Source organism: Nocardia sp. NPDC127606 (assembly GCF_042671725.1).
Classification (GTDB): domain Bacteria; phylum Actinomycetota; class Actinomycetes; order Mycobacteriales; family Mycobacteriaceae; genus Nocardia.
Genome location: NZ_JBHXWQ010000006.1, coordinates 235,877 through 254,761 on the forward strand (window position 1 = coordinate 235,877; position 18,885 = coordinate 254,761).

Annotated in this window: 15 protein-coding genes; 7 read left to right on the forward strand and 8 right to left on the reverse strand. The window is 68.5% G+C overall.

Annotated elements, in window-relative coordinates; genetic code table 11:
* Positions 1 to 2: 2 nt before the first annotated feature.
* The 4 genes from ACFVJ5_RS25635 to ACFVJ5_RS25650 form a co-directional block, all read right to left on the reverse strand.
* A complete protein-coding gene (locus tag ACFVJ5_RS25635; RefSeq protein WP_379223745.1) occupies positions 3 to 1,301 on the reverse strand; it encodes a hypothetical protein in 1,299 nt (432 codons plus the stop codon).
* Complete coding sequence (locus tag ACFVJ5_RS25640) at positions 1,301 to 1,513, reverse strand: hypothetical protein (RefSeq protein ID WP_379223747.1); 213 nt, start codon at positions 1,511 to 1,513, stop codon at positions 1,301 to 1,303. Before ACFVJ5_RS25640 ends, ACFVJ5_RS25635 begins: the two co-directional genes overlap by 1 nt.
* Before the next feature lie 125 nt (positions 1,514 to 1,638).
* Entirely contained in the window at positions 1,639 to 2,934 is a 1,296-nt protein-coding gene (glyA, locus tag ACFVJ5_RS25645; protein ID WP_101468461.1) for a serine hydroxymethyltransferase, read from the reverse strand.
* A gap of 157 nt (positions 2,935 to 3,091) precedes the next feature.
* Positions 3,092 to 4,303: a DUF885 domain-containing protein gene (locus ACFVJ5_RS25650; RefSeq protein ID WP_379223749.1), complete on the reverse strand. Its 1,212-nt coding sequence runs from the start codon at positions 4,301 to 4,303 to the stop codon at positions 3,092 to 3,094.
* Positions 4,304 to 4,502: 199 nt separating this feature from the next.
* Here ACFVJ5_RS25650 and coaA point away from each other — a divergent pair, with 199 nt between their 5' ends.
* Positions 4,503 to 5,435, forward strand: coding sequence for a type I pantothenate kinase (gene coaA / locus ACFVJ5_RS25655; RefSeq protein ID WP_101465876.1), 933 nt, complete (start codon positions 4,503 to 4,505; stop codon positions 5,433 to 5,435).
* 22 nt (positions 5,436 to 5,457) lie between these two features.
* Here the strand turns inward: coaA and ACFVJ5_RS25660 are convergent, their stop codons facing one another.
* The 3 genes from ACFVJ5_RS25660 to ACFVJ5_RS25670 form a co-directional block, all read right to left on the reverse strand.
* Positions 5,458 to 6,588 (reverse strand): hypothetical protein, encoded by a 1,131-nt coding sequence (locus ACFVJ5_RS25660; RefSeq protein WP_379223751.1) that lies wholly within the window; start codon positions 6,586 to 6,588, stop codon positions 5,458 to 5,460.
* A gap of 82 nt (positions 6,589 to 6,670) precedes the next feature.
* A complete protein-coding gene (locus ACFVJ5_RS25665) occupies positions 6,671 to 7,237 on the reverse strand; it encodes a hypothetical protein (protein WP_101465874.1) in 567 nt (188 codons plus the stop codon).
* Positions 7,238 to 7,266: 29 nt separating this feature from the next.
* Positions 7,267 to 8,046: an isoprenyl transferase gene (locus tag ACFVJ5_RS25670; protein WP_266293063.1), complete on the reverse strand. Its 780-nt coding sequence runs from the start codon at positions 8,044 to 8,046 to the stop codon at positions 7,267 to 7,269.
* Positions 8,047 to 8,293: 247 nt separating this feature from the next.
* On the opposite strand from ACFVJ5_RS25670, the gene ACFVJ5_RS25675 reads away from it, so the two are divergent.
* Positions 8,294 to 8,959 carry a hemolysin III family protein gene (locus tag ACFVJ5_RS25675; RefSeq protein WP_379223753.1) on the forward strand — a complete coding sequence of 222 codons (666 nt, stop codon included), beginning with the start codon at positions 8,294 to 8,296 and terminating at the stop codon, positions 8,957 to 8,959.
* 115 nt (positions 8,960 to 9,074) lie between these two features.
* Positions 9,075 to 10,556: an adenylate/guanylate cyclase domain-containing protein gene (locus ACFVJ5_RS25680; protein ID WP_379223755.1), complete on the forward strand. Its 1,482-nt coding sequence runs from the start codon at positions 9,075 to 9,077 to the stop codon at positions 10,554 to 10,556.
* A gap of 12 nt (positions 10,557 to 10,568) precedes the next feature.
* Here ACFVJ5_RS25680 and ACFVJ5_RS25685 read toward each other — a convergent pair whose 3' ends face one another.
* Entirely contained in the window at positions 10,569 to 12,620 is a 2,052-nt protein-coding gene (locus ACFVJ5_RS25685; RefSeq protein ID WP_379223757.1) for a thioredoxin domain-containing protein, read from the reverse strand.
* 252 nt (positions 12,621 to 12,872) lie between these two features.
* Between ACFVJ5_RS25685 and ACFVJ5_RS25690 the strand changes: the two genes are divergently transcribed.
* The 4 genes from ACFVJ5_RS25690 to ACFVJ5_RS25705 are packed head-to-tail and all read left to right on the forward strand — an operon-like array spanning position 12,873 to position 18,879.
* The gene (locus ACFVJ5_RS25690) at positions 12,873 to 14,078 is read left to right on the forward strand and encodes an MFS transporter (protein ID WP_379223967.1); all 1,206 of its coding nucleotides are present in this window, start codon (positions 12,873 to 12,875) and stop codon (positions 14,076 to 14,078) included.
* Positions 14,079 to 14,090: 12 nt separating this feature from the next.
* Positions 14,091 to 15,326, forward strand: a complete 1,236-nt coding sequence (locus ACFVJ5_RS25695; protein WP_379223759.1) for an aminotransferase class I/II-fold pyridoxal phosphate-dependent enzyme — start codon at positions 14,091 to 14,093, stop codon at positions 15,324 to 15,326.
* Complete coding sequence (locus tag ACFVJ5_RS25700) at positions 15,323 to 16,888, forward strand: acyl-CoA carboxylase subunit beta (RefSeq protein ID WP_379223761.1); 1,566 nt, start codon at positions 15,323 to 15,325, stop codon at positions 16,886 to 16,888. Before ACFVJ5_RS25695 ends, ACFVJ5_RS25700 begins: the two co-directional genes overlap by 4 nt.
* Positions 16,885 to 18,879: a biotin carboxylase N-terminal domain-containing protein gene (locus ACFVJ5_RS25705; RefSeq protein ID WP_379223763.1), complete on the forward strand. Its 1,995-nt coding sequence runs from the start codon at positions 16,885 to 16,887 to the stop codon at positions 18,877 to 18,879. The genes ACFVJ5_RS25700 and ACFVJ5_RS25705 overlap by 4 nt, the downstream gene beginning before the upstream one ends.
* Positions 18,880 to 18,885: the final 6 nt, after the last annotated feature.

The window sequence follows — 18,885 nt, forward strand, 5'->3', positions numbered from 1 at the left end:
GCTCACCACGACGCGAAGTGGTCTTCTCCTCGCTGGCGGATCTGCTGGCGGCGACGGAAGAAGACTTCTTCGGGGGTGACGGTGGTGAGCGCGTCGGTGATGCGACTCAGGCGGGTGTCGTAGCGGTTTTCGTGGATGTGGCGTTCGATGCCTGCTTGCCATTCAGGAGGAAGGCGCGACCAGATCGCGGCGACTCTGGACTGGGCGGCGGGTTCGGATTCGGCGAGCAGTTGCAGGAGAGCGGGCCAGTAGGTGGCGTCGGTGGCGTGCGCGGGCAGGGCGGCTACCGAGGTTTCGTCGAGTTCGGCGAGGGTGGCGGCGATGTGGCGGCGGGCCGGTTCGCTCAGGCGGGCGGACAGGGCGAACAGGCCGCGCCACGGGTCGGCTTCGTCCTTGCCGTCCAGCGAGCGGACCAGCGCGCCGAGCACGTCGGTGTCGGCGAATTGCGGATTCGTCGACAAGGCCCACAGGGCAACGGGATCGAGTCGGCCGATCACGGTGAGCAGAGCGGGCGAGGCGTTCCGGTTGACCGCGGTGAGCAGGAATCGGCCGACCTCGTGCGTGGTGCCGCGGCCGAAGAAGATGTCGCCGAGGATGCCTGCGATCTCGGGGTCGACCTTGCAGAACAGGGCGAGCATCGCGTGATGCAGGGTGGGCGGCCCCGCCAGGACGGTGTGGAGCATGCCCGGCACCCGCTGACGCGGGCCTGCCAGCAACTGCCGCACGATCCGGCTCAAGGTGTGCGCCGGGTAGGCGTAGGCGGCGGTGAAGATCAGGCCCGCGTCATCGAGGACGGTCTGCTCCAACGCCGCGATCAGCGGCTCGTTCACCACCGAGAGGAACCGCGCGGCTGTCACGTAGTCGCGACGCCGCAGGAGCTCGTTGATGATGAGGGTGATCGGCTCCGGCCTGCCGTATCGCATCAGCTGTTCGAAGACGTTCGGGTCGAGGTACGGCGCTCCGTCGGCCGCGTAGACGGCGTCGACCGCGCACAGCGCCTGCGCGCATTTCCGCGGATGTTTGACGCCGACCGCGCCGAGGAATCGAGCGGCGAGCACCGGCGGCACCACCCGCTCGAAGAGCGCGACGCCCACACCTACCGGAAAGATCGGCACGATCGGACCGACCCGCCGGAAGGTGTCCGCGTGCTCGGCATGCAGTGCTCGCAGGATCTGCTGCTGTATCGCCGACAGGTGTACCGCGCCGAGACGCGCCAGCGGTGCGAGGTGTTGCGGCGGCACCTGCAGCGTGCGCGCGAGCACCACGAGCTGTGTCTGAGCTTCGAGTTCGGTTTCGATCATCAGCTGCCGAAGAGGATCTTGCGCGAGACCTTACGCAGCGGAGCGGGCATCGCGGTGAGCGCGGCGTCGATAGCCCGGCGCAGCGCCCGCACCTCGTTGGCCCGCGCGGCGCGGAACAGTTCGATCAGCTCCTTGGCCTCGGCCTCGGAGAGCAACTCGAACGCGTGCACCTCCCCGCCGACCTCACGCGCCAGCGCACGTCGATATTCCATACGGACTGACCATGCCCTATTCCATTAGGCCCGTATGCGATTCACCGGAATTTTGTGTGTTCCGACAACACGATGGCCCCTGTCTGCATCGCGCTGACAGGGGCCATCGGGCAAGAGTTCTCGGCTCAGCCGAGCAGACGCCAGTCCTCGAGACCCTGGTAGAGCGGGACGCTCTGGGCCAGGCGAGACACCCGGCCGCGCAGGGTGTCGACATCGGAGGTGCCCGCCAGCGCGGCGGCGATGATGTCGGCTACCTCGGTGAACTCGGTGTCGCCGAAACCACGGGTGGCCAGCGCCGCCGTGCCGATCCGCAGACCCGAGGTGACCATCGGGGGGCGGGGGTCGAAGGGGACCGCGTTGCGGTTGACGGTGATGCCGACCTCGTGGAGGACGTCTTCGGCCTGCTGACCGTCGAGTTCGGAGTTACGCAGGTCGACCAGGACCAGGTGCACGTCGGTGCCGCCGGTCAGGACCGAAACGCCCTTGTCCTTCACGTCGGCGCCGGTCAGACGCTCGGCGAGGATGCGCGCACCGGACAGGGTGCGGACCTGACGGTCGGCGAACTCCTCGGTGGCGGCGATCTTGAACGCGGCGGCCTTGGCGGCGATCACGTGCATGAGCGGGCCGCCCTGCTGACCGGGGAACACCGCGGAGTTGAGCTTCTTGGCGAATTCCTGCTTGGCCAGGATCAGACCGGAGCGGGGACCACCGAGGGTCTTGTGCACGGTCGAGGACACCACATCGGCGTACGGCACGGGCGAGGGGTGCAGACCCGCGGCGACCAGACCGGCGAAGTGCGCCATGTCGACCCACAGGTAGGCGCCGACCTCGTCGGCGATCTCACGGAAACGAGCGAAGTCCTGGTGACGCGGGTAGGCCGACCACCCGGCGACGATCACCTTCGGCTTGGCCTTGAGCGCGATGTCGCGCACCTCGTCCATGTCGATGCGGTGGTCTTCCTTGGACACGCCGTAGGAGTGGACGTCGTAGAGCTTGCCCGAGAAGTTCAGGCGCATGCCGTGGGTGAGGTGACCGCCGTGCGCGAGGTCGAGGCCCAGCAGGGTCTCGCCCGGGTTCATCAGCGCCATCAGCACCGCGGCGTTGGCCTGCGCACCCGAGTGGGGCTGCACGTTGGCGAATTCGGCGCCGAACAGCTCCTTGGCACGGTCGCGAGCCAGGGTCTCCACCACGTCGACGGCCTCGCAGCCACCGTAGTAGCGGCGGCCCGGGTACCCCTCGGCGTACTTGTTCGTGAGGACCGAGCCCTGCGCCTGCAGGACCGCGCGCGGCACGAAGTTCTCCGAAGCGATCATCTCGAGGGTGTCGCGTTCGCGGGCGAGCTCGCCCGCCATCGCGGCGGCCAACTCGGGATCGAGCTCACCGAGAGACTGGGTATTCACCGAAGCGGTCGTCTGCGTCACGCCTGCGAGTCTATTGCCGACCGTGTGCGCGCCGAGCACGGGGATACCGCAACACCGTCGCGGCCGCTACCGGAGAGACCGGGGTCACAGCCCATCTGACCAGGTTCGATAGTCGTCGAACGCGCGAACTCGCTGTTCACCCCCGGCTGTCGCGCCGTCATCCGGCAGCGACACTCATCCGCCGGATCGCCCCCGGCGTCAGCGGCTCGTCGAGCAGACGCCCGAACCGCTCGACCCGATCCTGGGCGCCGACCGCACCGTCGAGCCACCCACCGAGCAAGCGGTAACCCTCGACATAGGTGCTGATGTAGGCCCGCCACAGCGGCGAGGACAGAAACCGCAGTGACTGCCGCGCCCGTTCCGGCGTCGCCAGAATCCACCGCTGCAGGAACTGCGCCACCTCGTCCTCGCTGCGATGCTGATCGTGCAGCAGCAGCGCGGCGTCCTGCCGAACGTTCAGCAATTTCGCCGACGCGGTCGCGAAGCGCTCGGCCCGCTCACCGTCGAAACGAAGGCCGAGGTCGGCGTAGATCTCCTGCGCCCAGACTCCCCAGCCGGGCCCGACGATCGACCGAAGGGCCAGGTCGGCGAGGCCCTCGGCCATCAGGCACTGCGGGGTGTTGACCAGGAACAGCGTCTGCTCGTCCTCGCCCGCCGCGACCAGTCCGGCCTCCTTGCGGCAGTGCTCGGTGTGGTGACCGGGGTAGGCCTCGTGCGCGATGAGCGCGGGGAGGTTGCCCATGTGCTGCTTGAGGTCGGAGTTGATCGCGACCGTCGAGGCGAAATTGCCCAGGTAGTAGTTGAAGCCGGACCACGGCTTGTCGCCGACGACCTCGTAGGTGACGTGCTCGTTGTCGGGCAGTGGATAGCGCTCGCGCACCCGCTCGCGCAGCGCGCCGGAGAACGCTTCGACACAGGCACCGAGCTTTTCCGGGGGGATCTCGTCACCGCGACGGTAGGCGGCGGCGCGTTCGGCCAACGGTCCGTCGCCGCCGAGCACCTCGTCCATCTGCCGGTGCGCTTCGCGATAGTCGTCGGGGTCACCCGGTGCGATGTCGACGTCGAAGTAGGCGCGGACCTCGTCGACGAAGCCGATCTGCTCGCCGGCGAACTTGCGCGCCGAACAGTGCATCGCCACCAGGTGGGCATCGAGGAATTCGGTGCGCTGAGCCGAGAGCCCGGCATCGGGCAGGGCGGCGCGCAGCTCGACGGCGCGCCGGGCCAGCTCGGAAGGCACCGGGACGGCCGCGTTCTCGACATCGCGGCGCAATTGCGGATCGCCGGTGTAGGCGTCGACGAACCCCTCTTCGAGGCGATCGAAAGCCAAACCAAGGCGCAGGTATTCGGTGACAAGTGGATGTGACCCCATCCGCCCGACATTACGTGGTCGATCGGAAAATGGCGTCTTACCTCGGTGTTGTCGCTGGTTACCGACCGGTAGCCAAACCCCCTGTTGCGCGCGGGCAGCGAGCACGGAGCACAATCTCGCTATGCGGTCAGAGTTATCCCGGATCTCACCAGACGGGCAGCCAAGCTGTGCGGATGCGCCCGGACGGAGGGTCGGGTAGGTGGCACGGATGAGTGAACCGAGCCCCTATGTGGAGTTCGATCGAAGCCAGTGGCGCACGCTGCGCAAGTCGACTCCCCTGGTACTGACCGAGGACGAGCTGACCGGCCTGCGCGGTCTCGGCGAGCAGATCGACCTCGACGAAGTCGCCGAGGTGTACCTGCCGCTGGCCCGGTTGATCCATCTACAGGTCGCGGCCCGGCAGCGGCTGTTCGCCGCCACCGCCACCTTCCTCGGCGAGAAGCATCCCGACAAGCAGGTGCCGTTCGTGATCGGCGTCGCGGGCAGTGTCGCGGTCGGGAAGTCGACCACCGCGCGCGTGCTGCAGGCGCTGCTGGCGCGCTGGGATCACCATCCGCGGGTCGATCTGGTGACCACCGATGGATTCCTTTATCCCACAGCCGAACTCATCCGTCGCGGCATCATGCACCGCAAGGGTTTCCCGGAGAGCTACGACCGGCGCAAGCTGCTGCGATTCGTCACCGAGGTGAAGTCGGGCGCCGAAGAGGTGTGCGCGCCGGTGTATTCGCACAAGTCCTACGACATCGTGCCCGACGAGAAGCACTGTGTTCGCCAGCCCGACATTCTCATCGTCGAGGGCCTGAACGTGCTGCAGACCGGTCCGCGACTGATGGTGTCGGACCTGTTCGACTTCTCCATCTATGTCGACGCCCGCATCGAGGACATCGAGAACTGGTATGTGCAGCGCTTTCTCGCGTTGCGCAAGACCGGCTTCGCCGACCCCGACGCGCACTTCCACCACTACGCGGCGTTCGACGACGAGCAGGCCACCGCGGCCGCGCGCGATATCTGGCACTCGACCAACCGGCCCAACCTGGTGGAGAACATCCTGCCGACCCGCCCCCGCGCGACCCTGGTGTTGCGCAAGGACTCCGACCACACGATCAACAGGTTGCGGCTGCGCAAGCTCTGATCCGCCTGCGCACCGACACGGCTCAGCCGGTGGCCGTCGGCGCACCCAGCGAGACGACCTGCGTCGCCAATTCCTCACGGGCATCGCCCTTGTGGACGACCAACACCCCGTGCGGTGTGCCGCGCGCGTCGGTGGGCTCACCGGCGACCACCTCGATCACCGACTCCTGCGCGTGCGTCTGCGGGAGCATGTCGACCACCGGGTACTCCCCGACCGGCGCCCACCCCTGCGCCGCCGACTGCAACCGGTCGACCATGCTGGGCGCGCCGACGACATCGGCCCACTTACGGGTGGCGATCGAGATCGGACCGTCGGCGGTCCAGCGCGGGCTGTATGCCGCCGAGCACTCACCCGGCAGTGTGGGCAGGGCCCGGACACCGTTGGTGGCGGCGTCGATGGTCGCCACATTGCCGCTGCCGCAGGTCGCGCTGCGCGCTGTCGCCCCGGCGAGTACGAAGGTGTGCCCATCGGGGCCGGCGGCGGCCGAGAGTCCGGCGTCGATGCCGGGCACGCGACCCAGCGGCAGGATGACGTCGGGGCCGATGGCGTAGAGGTGGCTCTTCTCCCACCACAGGCCGCGCGATTCGACCCGGGCCAGCAGCACGAATTCGTCGGTGGCCGCGACCAGCTTGGCCCCGTCCCACGCGCCACCGGTCAGCGGGCTCGGCGAATCCGGCAGGACGATCTCCCGTTCGGGCGCGGCGGGCTCGGAACCGGCCAGGTCCATGCTCATGATCTCGCCCGGCTCCCGCCACCAGCCGACCACCGACCCACGCAACGCCACCGCGTCGGTGCAGTCACACGGTATGCGCGTCACCGACCGGTCCCGCACACCCAACGCGACCAGCGTCTTGCTGCTGGTCTCCACCGCGAAGGCGTATTGCCCGTCCCTGGTGAATGCCACCGCGGCCGACGAGTAGCCGAAACTGCCCGGTGCCCGCACGGTTTCGGCGCCGTGCACCACCGCCAGCTCGGCGTCGGTGCGATAGGCGAACACCGCGCCCTTCGCGGCCTGCTCCTCGGCCGGCGTCAGGCGTGGCGGCGCGGGCTGGTCGACCCCACCGCAGCCCGCGACGACCGCCACGGCACCGCACACCGCGCCGAGCACCGCGATCCGCGCACGCCATCCGCTCGCCTTCGTCGCAATTCCCACAGCTCACACCCCTGCAATGTGTCGTCGGGCCGGTCTCGGGCAGCAGCCTAGCCGGGGGTCGCGCCGGATCGGGCTTACTCCGCTACAACTTCCAGGCCGCGTCGAGCCTGGTCGCCACGTCGATATTGCGGACCGCCGCGATCTCGGGCTTGCGGATCTCCTGTGCGACGTACCGGGCGACGAACCGGCGGATCTCGTGGTCGACCGAGGCCAGCACCCGCAGCAACTCGCCACGCTTGGAGCTGCTGGCGACATTGACCCGCACATCGCCGGGACGCGGCTCGGCGATGTCGATGACCACCCGCAGTGGGTCGGCGGTGCGCGCGGTGAGATGCAGATGCACGGTGCCGTCCACCCGGAAACGCGACCGGTCGACCGCCAGATCGAGCACGAGATCCACGTGCAGGGGGATGGTCAGTTCGAAGGAGATGAAGGCGTCGACGAAACGCAGGATTCGTGGCTGCGCGAGCTCCACCTGCGCGGTGACCTTCGCCAGCCGACCCGGCCCCACCCCGATCGGTCCGAAATCGAAAGCGGCTCCGGTGAGTTGGCCGAACGCGTCGGCGATGCGTTGCTCGGAGACGGCGTATTCCAGGAAACGCCTGCCGAATTCCTCATAGCTGATGTAAGAAGGCTGTTCGGGTTCCACTGACCGCAGAGTACGCGACGGCTACGACATCACACGCCGAAACGGCGGTGGCGCGCGGCGTAATCCCTTAGCGCGCGCAGGAAGTCGACACGCCGGAATTCCGGCCAATACGCCTCGGTGAACCAGATCTCCGAATAGGCGCTCTGCCACAACAGGAACCCCGAAAGTCGCTGCTCACCAGAGGTTCTGATCACCAGATCCGGGTCGGGCTGGCCGGAGGTGTAGAGGTGCTGGCCGATCGCGTCGACCGTAATCGACTGCACGAGATCCTCACCCGACTCGCCCGAGGCGATCTCCTGGCGCACCAGCGAGCGCACCGCGTCGGTGATCTCCTGGCGTCCGCCGTACCCCACCGCGACGTTCACGTGCACGCCGTCGCGCCCGCTCGTGCGCTCGGCGGCCACCCGCAGCCGCTTGGCGATCAGCTCGGGGAAACCCTCGAGCGACCCGACGATGCGCACGCTCCAGTTCTGCTCCGGCGCGGACAGTTCCTCGACGACATCGGTGATGACCTCGAACAGGGTCTCGAGCTCTTCGGGGTCGCGGCGCAGATTCTCGGTGGAGAGCAGGTAGACGGTGACCATCTCGATGCCCTGGTCGGAACACCAGCCGACGAGCTCGGCGATCTTCAACGCGCCGACGCGATGGCCGTGACTCACATCGGTGAAGCCGTTCTCACGCGCCCAGCGTCGATTGCCGTCGCACATGACGGCGACGTGGCGAGGGTGCTGCTTGTCTGCCAGCTGCTGCGACAGCCTGGCTTCGTAGATGCGGTACGGCAATCCACGCACCCGACCAAGAAACTCCACGCCCGCACCCTACGCTCCCCCGCCTCTCCGGGAATTTTGCCGGTCGTGGGTGGGTGGAAGTTTCGTGCCGGACCGGCGGTCGGGCCGGAGGCAGGTTTTGGCGGGGTTGGGGAGTTACCCGTGTTCTTACGAGTTCAGTTGGTCGGGTTTTGTGTGGCCAGAGGCACGTTTGTGGTGTTGAGATGGGAGTTTGACGTACGGTTGGGACGCAACCTACGGTACCGTAGGTTATGGCGCGGGAGGTTTCGTGGACGCTGTTCTGACTGGAATCGACACGGTGATCAAGCCGCGGTTCCGTGGCTGGATTCATACCTGGGCGGTAGGGGTCGCCGCTGTCGCGGTGACGGTGCTCGTGGTGTTCGGGTTCCTGACGTCATTGACGGCCGGGTGGTCGACATTGCTCTACGGGATCTCGGTGTGCGCGCTGTTCGGGGTGAGCGCGGTGTATCACCGGGTCACCTGGGCGAGTGTGCGGACGCGGGTGCGGATGAAGCGGGCCGACCATTCGATGATCTTTCTGTTCATCGCGGGCAGTTACACACCGTTCGCGCTGCTCGGCTTGCCCGGGCGGACCGGGCAGATCCTGCTGGTCGTGGTGTGGGCGGGGGCCATCGCCGGGATCGCGTTGAAGTTGTTGTGGCCTACCGCGCCCGCGTGGGTGGGGGTGCCGCTGTACCTGTTGCTCGGGTGGGCGATCGTGCCGGTGATCCCCGAGCTGCTGCACAACGTCGGAGTGGCCCCGCTGGTGCTGCTCGCGGTCGGTGGCGTGATCTACAGCGTGGGGGCTGTTCTCTACGCCACCAAGTGGCCCAACCCCTGGCCCGACTTCGGGCACCACGAGTTCTTCCACGCCGCGACGGTGGTCGCGGCACTGTGTCACTACATCGCGATCTGGCTGGTCGTGCTCGGCTGAACGGCGCGTGCGCGTGGCCGCTACCCGCGCGCCTTCTATGCTCGGTAGTTGTGTCACCCGTCAGCGCAGCTCGTGATGCCCGGGCGTCCTCGGGCGCCGGGCTCGGGCGTGCGCGGTGAACCGGCTGGTCCGGTGGGCGCTGCAGTCCTACTGGGGACTCGCGCTGGTGGTCATCACCGCCAACATGGTCGGGGTCGCGGCCATCTTCCTGGTCAGCTGGGCGGGTGGCGTGTTCACCCGGATCGGCGACGACTGGAGTGACGCGGCGGTACTGATCCTGATCTACCCGGTGCTCGCCTTCTCCCTCGGGATCGGGATCGCGCTCTACGACCGGCGCCGGTATATGCGCTGGCTCGACGACAACCGCAAACCGACGCCGGAGGAAGCGCGAGTCCTGATCCGGCTGCCCGCCGCGGTCACCCTGCGCGCGATCATCCTGTGGACACCGGGCGTCGCGTTGACCGTGTGGCTGGTCGACCGGTTCACCGACTATCACAACATCACCGTGCTGCTGGCCGGATTCACGCTCGGCGGGCTGGAGGCGGCGGGCGCGATCTACCTGATCCTGGACCGCCTGATCCGCCCGGCCGTGCCGATCATCACCGCGGTGCTCGGGCCGACCGTGCATCCCAGCTCGACCGTGCTGGTGCGGGTGCTCGTCACCTGGGCGGTTTCCAGTGCGCTGCCGGGGCTGATCATCATCGTCGTCCTCAGTGACACGACCACGCCGGCATCCGACCGGGTGCGCGCGGCGTGGTTGTTCTCGATCGTCGCGTTCGGGGTGGGCGCCCTGGCCACCGCGCTGCTCGCGCGCTCGGTGGCCACGCCGATGCGCACGATGTACCGGGCGCTGGACCGGATCACCCGCGGCGAACTCGATGTGCGGGTGCCCGTCAGCAGCGCGAGCGAGATCGGCCGCCTCGAGCACTCGGTCAACGAACTCGCCGCCACCCTGCGCGACCAGATGCACACCGAGGACGTCTTCGGCAGGCACGTCGGATCCACGGTTGCCGAACGGGCCCTGTCCGGCAGCTCCGACCTCACCGGCGATGTGCGCATCGTCTCGGCGCTGTTCGTCGACGTCACCGGCTCGGTGCAGCTCTCCGCCGAAATGGCCCCCGAGGATTTCGTCCACAAACTCAACCGGCTGCTCGCCACCGTCGTCGCGGCCACCGAGGACAACGGCGGACTGGTGAACAAGTTCGCCGGCGACGCCGCCCTGTGCATCTTCGGCGCGCCCTCCGCACTCCAGGACAACGCCACCCCCGCCCTGCGCGCCGCCCGCCGCATCCGCGACGAGGTGGTGGCCACCGGCGAACTCGACGTCGGCATCGGCGTCGCCCGCGGACAGGTCTTCGCGGGCGACGTGGGCGCCGACACCCGCCTCGAGTTCACCGTCATCGGCGACGCGGTCAACGAAGCGGCCCGCCTCACGACGGTGGCGAAGGAAGCGCCACGGCGGGTGTTGGTGAGCGATGCGATATGGCAGGCCGCGACCCCGGCCGAACGAGCCAAGTGGAAGCGCTACAAGGACTTACGGCTGCGCGGAATCCCCGGCCGGACCCGCACCTGGACAGACATCTCCCCGCGACAGTGAGACGCGGGTCCGTTACCGCTGAAGCGAAGCCGTCAGGGCCGCGGGATCGGTGACCGGGAGGTCGCAGACCGAGCCGCGGCAGACGTAGGCGGCCGGGGTGCCGTTGACGAGGGGGCGGTCGGTGAGGAGGGGGGCGGTGTTCGGCGGGGCCGCGAGGACGATCGAGCCGCCAGGGGCGGACGCGCGGGCGGCGGCGAGGAGTTCCATTGTGGTGGCGGATTTTTCGGTGGCGGCGATGGCCACCTGGTAGGGACCGCGGACCGCGGCTTCGGCGACGGAGAGCCAGTTGCCCGCGGTGCGGGGTGCGCGGGCCAGCAGGATCGCGCCGAGGGCGAGGGTCCGGTCGGCGAGTTCGCGGTAGCGGAGGGCACGGTCGGGGTCGGCGACCGCCGAGGCGGTGAGCAGGGCCTCGGCCAACGCGGAGGCGCCGGAGGGGGTGGCGCCGTCGACGGGGTCGCGGGGGCGGGCGACCAGGGTTTCGGCGTCGTCGGCGGTGTCGAACCAGCTGCCGGGGCGTTCGGGGTCGGCGAAGTGGTCGATCGTGTTGTCCAGCAACAGCTGTGCGGCGGCGAGCCAGTCGGGTTCGCCGGTGGCTTGATAGAGGGCGAGCAGGCCGGTGACGAACCAGGCGTAGTCCTCGAGAACGCCGGGCGGGGTGCCCGCGACGCCGTCGAGGGAGGCGCGGCGCAGTCGGCCGTCGACGAGGTGGACGTCGAGCAGGTAGCGGGCGCAACGCACGGCGGCGGCGATCCACGACGGCTCTTCCAGTGCCGCACCGGATTCCGCGAGCGCGGTGATGGCCATGCCGTTCCAGGCGGTGACCACTTTGTCGTCGCGGGCGGGCTGTGGGCGCTGGGTGCGGGCCTCGAACAGCTGGGCGCGCAGTCGATCGAAACGCGACGACTGTTCGGCGTCGACGGGATCGCTGTGCCGGGTGAGCACCGAGGTGCCCTGTTCGAAATTGCCCCCGGTGGTGACGCCGAAAGCGTCGGCGGCCCACATGCCGTCGAGCGGGCCGAGTTCGCCGATCAGCTCGGCGGGCGTCCACACATAGGTCGCGCCTTCGACGCCGGGCCCATCCGGTTCGAGGTGGGTGTCGGCGTCGAGAGCCGAGGCGAAACCGCCCTGCGCCGTACCGAGATCACCGAGCAGGAATTCGACCGTCTCCCGGGTCACCCTGTGCGGCAACGACTCCAGCGGGGTCACGGGCGCGCGACGCGCGAGATGGGCGTAGGCGCGCAGCAGCAGGGCATTGTCGTAGAGCATCTTCTCGAAGTGCGGTACGAGCCACCCGGCGTCGACCGAGTAGCGCGCGAACCCGCCGCGCAGCTGGTCGTAGATCCCGCCACGCGCCATCGCCTCGGCCGTGCGCTCGACCACCTCGTACACCGATCGGTCGCCGGTCCGCTCCCAGTGCCGCAGCAGCCCTTCCAGCAACGCCGACGGCGGAAACTTCGGCGCCCCACCGAATCCGCCGTGCGTCGAGTCCTCGTCGGCGACGATCGTGGGCACAGCCTTGTCGAGAAGGTCGGGGACAATGGTGAATTCGGCGTCCGGGAGTCCCGCTGCCTGCGCCTGCAAGGCATCGGTCACCTGGCGCGCGGCCTTGTCGACGTCGTCGCGCCGGTTGAGCCAGGTCTCGGTCACCGCGCTGAGCAACTGCGTGAACGACGGCATCCCGCCGCGTGGCTGCTTCGGGTAGTAGGTACCGCAATAGAACGGCGCGCCGTCGGGCGTGAGGAAGCAGGTCATGGGCCAGCCGCCCTGTCCGGTCATGGCCACGGTGGCGTTCATGTACACCGCGTCCAGATCGGGACGCTCTTCCCGATCCACCTTCACGCAGACGAAGCCGGCGTTCATCTGCTCGGCCGTCGCGAGGTCCTCGAAGGACTCGTGGGCGATCACGTGGCACCAGTGGCAGCTCGCGTACCCGATCGACAGCAGGATCGGCACATTCCGCTCAGCCGCCTCGGCTAGGGCATCGGCGTCCCACTCCCGCCAGTGGACGGGGTTGTCGGCGTGTTGACGCAGATAGGGCGAGGTCGCACCGGCCAATCGGTTCACGGTTCCACCCTGCCACACGCGACGAGCACAGGTCGCGCCCGCTCCGTTCGTTCGGCCCGATGCGCTCGGGCAATTTCTTCGCATCCCCTGCGCGACGCACTGTGCCGTCACCGATACGCCGCCGATTATTTACCTCGGCTTCTGAAATCAACGCGATCGCAACGGTGTTCGGCCGCTTCGCCTGGCCGTATACCTAGAACTCGGATCCAGCATCCTGCGTGATTCGCTCGGCCATAGGGGAGTGCATTGTCTGTGCAAGCGGAAACCGGCGAAATCCCGGCTTCCGCGGCAACACGCCGAGCAGTTGTCACAACGGCATGTGTCGCGGTCGCGGTCGCCCAAATGGCGACGACCATCTACCTGCCGAGCATGCCCGCGCTGGGCGCCGACATCGGTGCCGGTGACAGCGTCCTGCAGCTGTCGGTGGCGGTGTTCGTGGTGTTCGCCGCGCTCCCGGTCGTCGCGTGGGGCAGGGCGGCGGAACGGTTCGGCCGGGTGCCCGCCTTCGTCGCGGCCGGGCTGTGCTTCGTCCTCGCCAGCGCGGGCCTCGCGCTGATCACCAACGCCCCGGAGTTGCTCGGGCTGCGCGTGGTCCAGGCGATCGGCGCGGGCGGTATCGCGGTCGTCGGCCGGATGATGATCAAGGACTTGTTCACCGGCGCGGAGCTCGCGCGCCAACTCGCGCTGCTGTCGATGGCGTTCGTCGTCGCGCTCGGCGGCGGGCAGGTGATCGGCGGCATCGTCACCTCGACGGTCGGATGGCGATACGGATTCGTCGTGCTGGCCGTGCTCGCCGCGGTGCCGGTCGCCTTCGCCCTGCGCATCTCACTGCCCCGGCGCGAACCGGGGCCTAGGGACAAAGGCACAGCTAGACGCCTTTTCACCGACAGGGTGTTCGTCGTGAGCGCGGTCGCGGGCGGCATCGGATTCGCCGTCATCGTGATGATCCAGCAGAAGTCCGCGTTCATCTTCACCGACCGGTTCGGGCTCTCGCCTTGGGTGTTCGGCCTGTTCGGCGTCCTCTACGGTGCGGCCTACCTCGGCGGCGCGACCTACGTCCGCCAACGCGTGCGACAGGTGGGAGCGCACGCCATGATGCGTCAGGGCGCCGCGATCATGCTCGCGGGCTGCGTGCTCGTCACCGTCGTGTGGGCCGTCGATCTGCCCCGGGCGATCGCGCTGCCGGTCTTCCTCGCCGGGTACGTCACCACGACCTTCGGTCAGGCGACGCTGTTCCCCAACAGCGCCGCGCACGCCGTCAGCCACCTCGCCACCGGAGCCGCCATCGCGGTCTCGTGGTGCGCGCTGGTGCAGCAGGGCCTCGCGGGCATCGCCTCGCTGGCAGGCCCCACCCTGTCCGGGCTGCTCGCCTGGTCCATCGCCATCACGCTGCTCGCCGCGGTGAACGTGCTCGTCGTCGCGGCGCCCCGGAAAACTGACGCACCCTCGCCAACATAAGGAATGAACGGAATGGCCAGAAACCAATTCGCAAATATCCGCAGGCAGTTGCAACTGAGCAATACATTTTGGGACGACAGCACCGCCCACGGACTGGTCGACATCATCGCCGATGATATGCGCGAGGGAATTGTCCATTCCCGCGACGGTCGAACAATCGTCAACTTCTCGTCCTATTCCTATCTCGGTTTGGACAGCGATCCACGAATCATCGAGGGCGCCCATCGCGGGCTCGACGAAACCGCGACGATCAATTCTTCTATTTCCCGGATGCGCATCCGGCTCGGCCTGCTGGAGGAGGCCGAACAACGCCTGACCCAGACCTTCGACGCGCAGGCGGTGACCGTGTCCTCGTGCGCCGCGGCCGCGTGGGCGACCTTGCCGCTGCTCGCTTCCGGTGAGCTCACCGAGGGGCACCCGCCGCTGGTGGTCTTCGACAAGAACGCGCACTTCTGCCTGAACGCGATGAAGCCGCTGGTCGCGGACGAGACCGAACTGGTCACGATCGAGCACAACGACATCGCCGCCCTGGAAGAGCTGTGCCGCACGCATTCCCACGTGGCCTATGTCGCCGACGGGGTCTACAGCACCGGCGGTGGCGCACCCCTCGCCGAGTTGCACCGGCTCCAGGATCGATACGGCTTGTTCCTGTATTTCGATGAGGCGCACGGTATTTCGACGCTGGGTAGCCACGGCCGCGGATACGTTCTCGGAGCCTACGAGGGCTGGCGCGAACGAACCCTCGTGATCGCCTCGCTCAACAAGGGGTTCGGCGCCAGCGGCGGCGTGATCTTCTTCGGCGCGGCGGGTGACGCGTCCCGCACACCCACCCTGTTGCGCACGAGCGGCCCGCTGATGTGGTCGCAGCGCGTGAACACGGCCGGACTCGGCGCGATCATCGCCGCGTGCGACCTCCACGACGACGGCACCGTCGATCGACTCCAGGTCGCGCTCCAGGAGCGGGTCCGCCTGTTCGACTCGCTGGTCGACACCGAGCTCGCCGGTGACGGCCTGCCGATCAGATTCGTGAGCATCGGCCAGGAGGACGTCACCGTCGCCGTGGCCCGGGACATGCTCGACGCCGGCTTCTACACCTCGCCGGTGTTCTTCCCGATCATCCGCCGCGGCAGCGCGGGCCTGCGCCTGATGCTGCGGGCCGACCTCGACCCCGACACGATCCGCCGCTTCGCCGACACCCTGAGCGCGAGTCTCGCCGCGCATCAGGACCGGGAGGAACTACCAGCATGACCGCCGTCATCGAGAACACCCTCGGCTTCGAAGCCCAACGCGCCCTGCTGCGTGACCACACCGCCGAGATCGTGGCGCCGCGCCGACGCCACGGCGACGCGAAACTTCCTGTGCGCGAACGAGTCAACCGCATCCTGGACCCGGGGACACCGTTCCTGGAGATCGGGCGCCTCGCCGCCCACGAGGTCTACGACACCGATCTGCCCGCCGCCGCGCTGATCGTCGGCATCGGCACCATCCACGGCAGGCCGTGCATGGTGTTCGCCAACGACCCGCACGTGAAGGGCGGAACCTTCTATCCGCTCACGATCAAGAAGCACCTGCGCGGGCAGAAGCTGGCCAGGGAGTACCGCCTGCCGTGCGTGTATCTGGCGGACTCGGGCGGCATCTACCTGCCGTTGCAGGAGGAGATCTTCCCCGACGAGGAGCACCTCGGAAAGATGTTCCGCAATATCGCGGAGATGTCGGCGCTCGGCTTGCCGCAGATCTCGGCCGTGCTCGGCATCTGCACGGCGGGTGGCGCCTATATCCCGGCGATGAGCGACGAGACCGTGATGGTCAAGGATCTGAGCACCGTCTTCCTCGGCGGTCCGCAGCTGGTGGAGGCCGCCACGGGCGTGGTGGTCGACGCGCAGACCCTCGGCGGCGCCGATCTGCACGTCCGCGAAACCGCGGTGGCCGACCATCTCGCGGCGAACGAGCTGGAAGCGCTGGCGATGGTGCGCGACATCGTGTCCCGTACCCCCGGTGACCGCGTGCATCCGCCGGCATTCGAGGTGCTCGAGCCCGCCGACGATCCGGCACGGCTCCCGGATCTGATTCCGGCCACCACCAAGAAGGAGATGGACGTCCGCGCGATTCTGCGCTGCGTGGTCGATGCCGGCTCGTGGGTCGAGTACCGCAAGGACTACGGCATCACAATCGTGTGCGCGACCGCCCGGATCGCGGGTTACGAGGTCGGGATCATCGCCAATCAGGGCGTGATCTTCCCCGACAGCGCGCTCAAGGCCACCAACTTCATCCAGATCTGCGAGCAGCGCCGCATCCCACTGTTGTTCGTGCACAACGTGAGTGGGTTCATGGTCGGCGAGGAGTACGAACGGGCCGGGATCGCCAAACACGGCGCGAAGATGGTGAACGCGGTCTCGTGCGCCACGGTGCCGAAGATCTCGCTGGTGATCGGCGGAAGTTTCGGCGCCGCTAATTTCGCGATGTCGGGGCGGTCGATGGGCGGCCAGTTCATGGCGATGTGGCCCAATGCCCGCTCCACCGGGGTCGGTGGCGAGCAGGCCGCGGCGGTGATGGCGATCCTCAAGCGTGACCGGTTGCGCCGCGACGGCAAGGAACTCAGCGCCGCCGAGGAAGCCGCCATCAAGCAGCCGATCATCGACAGCTTCGAGCGCCAATCGCTGCCGACCTACATCGCGGCCCGCATGTGGATCGACGCCGTGGTCGAACCGGAGGACACCCGCTCGTGGTTGGCGCGGTGCCTGTCGCTGGCTCACGAGCGCTGGGATCGGCCGCAGCCTGCGGGTTCGAACTTCGGGGTGTTCCGGCTGTGATCTCACGACTGCTCATCGCGAACCGGGGCGAGATCGCCGCCCGGATCGCCCGCACCTGCGATCGCCTCGGCATCGAGTACGTGACCGTGAGCGTGGCGGCGGACCGATCACTCACCTATCACGCGGCGGCGGTGTCGACCGTCGCGCTGGCCGCGGGGTATCTCGATATCGACGCACTGGTGCACGCCGCCACCGAAACCGGGTGCGATGCGGTGCATCCCGGATACGGCTTCCTGTCCGAGAACGCCGATTTCGCGCGTGCGGTCCGTGCGGCCGGATTGGTGTTCGTCGGCCCGAGTTCGCGGGTGATCGAGACGATGGCCGACAAGTCCTCGGCGCGCCAGGTCATGGCCGAGGCGGGTGTGCCCGTGCTGCCCGGCACCGTGCGGGCCGGCGAAGACCTCGACGCGCTGGTGGGCGCGGCAGCCGACATCGGGTACCCGCTGATCGTCAAGCCCGCGGGCGGTGGTGGCGGCAAGGGCATGTCGGTGGTGCGCGCGGCCGCCGGACTGCGCGAGGCGCTGGCGTCTGCTTCACGCACCGCGACAGCGGCTTTCGCCGATGGTCGCCTGCACCTGGAGCGGTATGTCGAACGCGCACGCCACATCGAGGTGCAGGTCTTCGGCGACGAATTCGGCCACGCTGTGCACCTTTTCGATCGGGACTGCTCGCTGCAACGGCGACATCAGAAGGTGATCGAGGAAGCGCCGGCCCCCCGCATTCCCGATGCGGTGCGCGCGGCGATGTTCGCCGCCGCGGTGCAGGGCACGAAGGCCTTGCAGTACGTGGGCGCGGGCACTTTCGAGTTCCTGCTGGTCGGGGACGAGTTCTTCTTCATCGAGATGAACACACGGTTGCAGGTGGAGCACACCGTCACCGAGGAGATCACCGGCCTCGACCTGGTGGAGTGGCAATTGCGGGTCGCCGCGGGCGAACCGCTGCCCGCCGGCCAGGCGGATATCGGGTACTCGGGCGCTTCGGTGCAGGTGCGGATGTACGCCGAGGACCCGTTCCGGGCGTTCCTGCCGTGCCCGGGCGGGCTCGAGGTCACCCACTGGCCCGATGTTCGCGTCGAACGCGCCTTCGCCCGCCATCTAGACGTCACCGGTGGGTTCGATCCGATGATCGCCAAACTCGTCGCCACCGGCGCCACCCGCGGCGACGCGCTCACCGCCGCCCGCCGGGCCTGCGAAGACCTTCGCTGGCAGGGTATTTCGACCAACCTCGGTTTCGTCGCACGCGTCCTGGCCGCCCCGATCGTCGCGGCGGCCGAGCACGACACCGCCTACCTGGACCGGATCGATCCGGTCGCCGAGTTCGGCGATCCCGACGAGCTCAGTGCCCTCGCGGTGGCCGCGGCGCTCACCGCACCCGACCGCGCGACACCCTGGTCGACCGGCGCGCCCGGCGGTGATCGGGCCTGGCTCGATCCCGCCGACCGCGACCTCGGCAGTCTCGATCTGTCGGTCGACGGGCGCGCGGTCACGGTGCGAGTCGGCGGCTACGAGGGCGACGCGGTGCTCGTGCGCGCCGACACCGTCGACCCGAGCGGCCCCGCTGTGCAGACCACCGACCAGAGCGCGGCCACCCGGCCGGCGACCGAGGTGTGCGTCACCGCCCGACGAACCAACGGCGACACGATCACGGTCGGCTCGACCCCGTGTGTCGTACGACGCGACGGCGAGGGCTGGATCTGCCAGGCGGCCGGGGTTTCCCGGCAGGTGCGCTACGCCGAATACCGCTCGCTCGGCACGACCGCGACGGATCCCGAGATCCGCTCGCCCATGCCGGGCACCCTCGTGCAGCTCCACGTCGAATCGGGCAACCCGGTCGAGAAGGGGCAGCTGCTCGGCGTGGTCGAGGCCATGAAGCTCGAACACGAACTCACCGCCACCCATGCGGGGATCGTCACCGTGACCGCGGCCGAAGGCGCCGTGGTCACCACAGCTCAATCACTGTTTCTCATCGAAGAGAGGGGCGCCGCGCTGTGATGCGAC

What these genes read in the sequence shown, in the direction of transcription:
- ACFVJ5_RS25635 (WP_379223745.1), bottom strand. Translation starts at nt 1,301, where the DNA reads ATGATCGAAACCGAACTCGAAGCTCAGACACAGCTCGTGGTGCTCGCG.
- ACFVJ5_RS25640 (WP_379223747.1), bottom strand. Translation starts at nt 1,513, where the DNA reads ATGGAATATCGACGTGCGCTGGCGCGTGAGGTCGGCGGGGAGGTGCAC.
- ACFVJ5_RS25650 (WP_379223749.1), bottom strand. Translation starts at nt 4,303, where the DNA reads ATGGGGTCACATCCACTTGTCACCGAATACCTGCGCCTTGGTTTGGCT.
- ACFVJ5_RS25695 (WP_379223759.1), top strand. Translation starts at nt 14,091, where the DNA reads ATGGCCAGAAACCAATTCGCAAATATCCGCAGGCAGTTGCAACTGAGC.
- ACFVJ5_RS25700 (WP_379223761.1), top strand. Translation starts at nt 15,323, where the DNA reads ATGACCGCCGTCATCGAGAACACCCTCGGCTTCGAAGCCCAACGCGCC.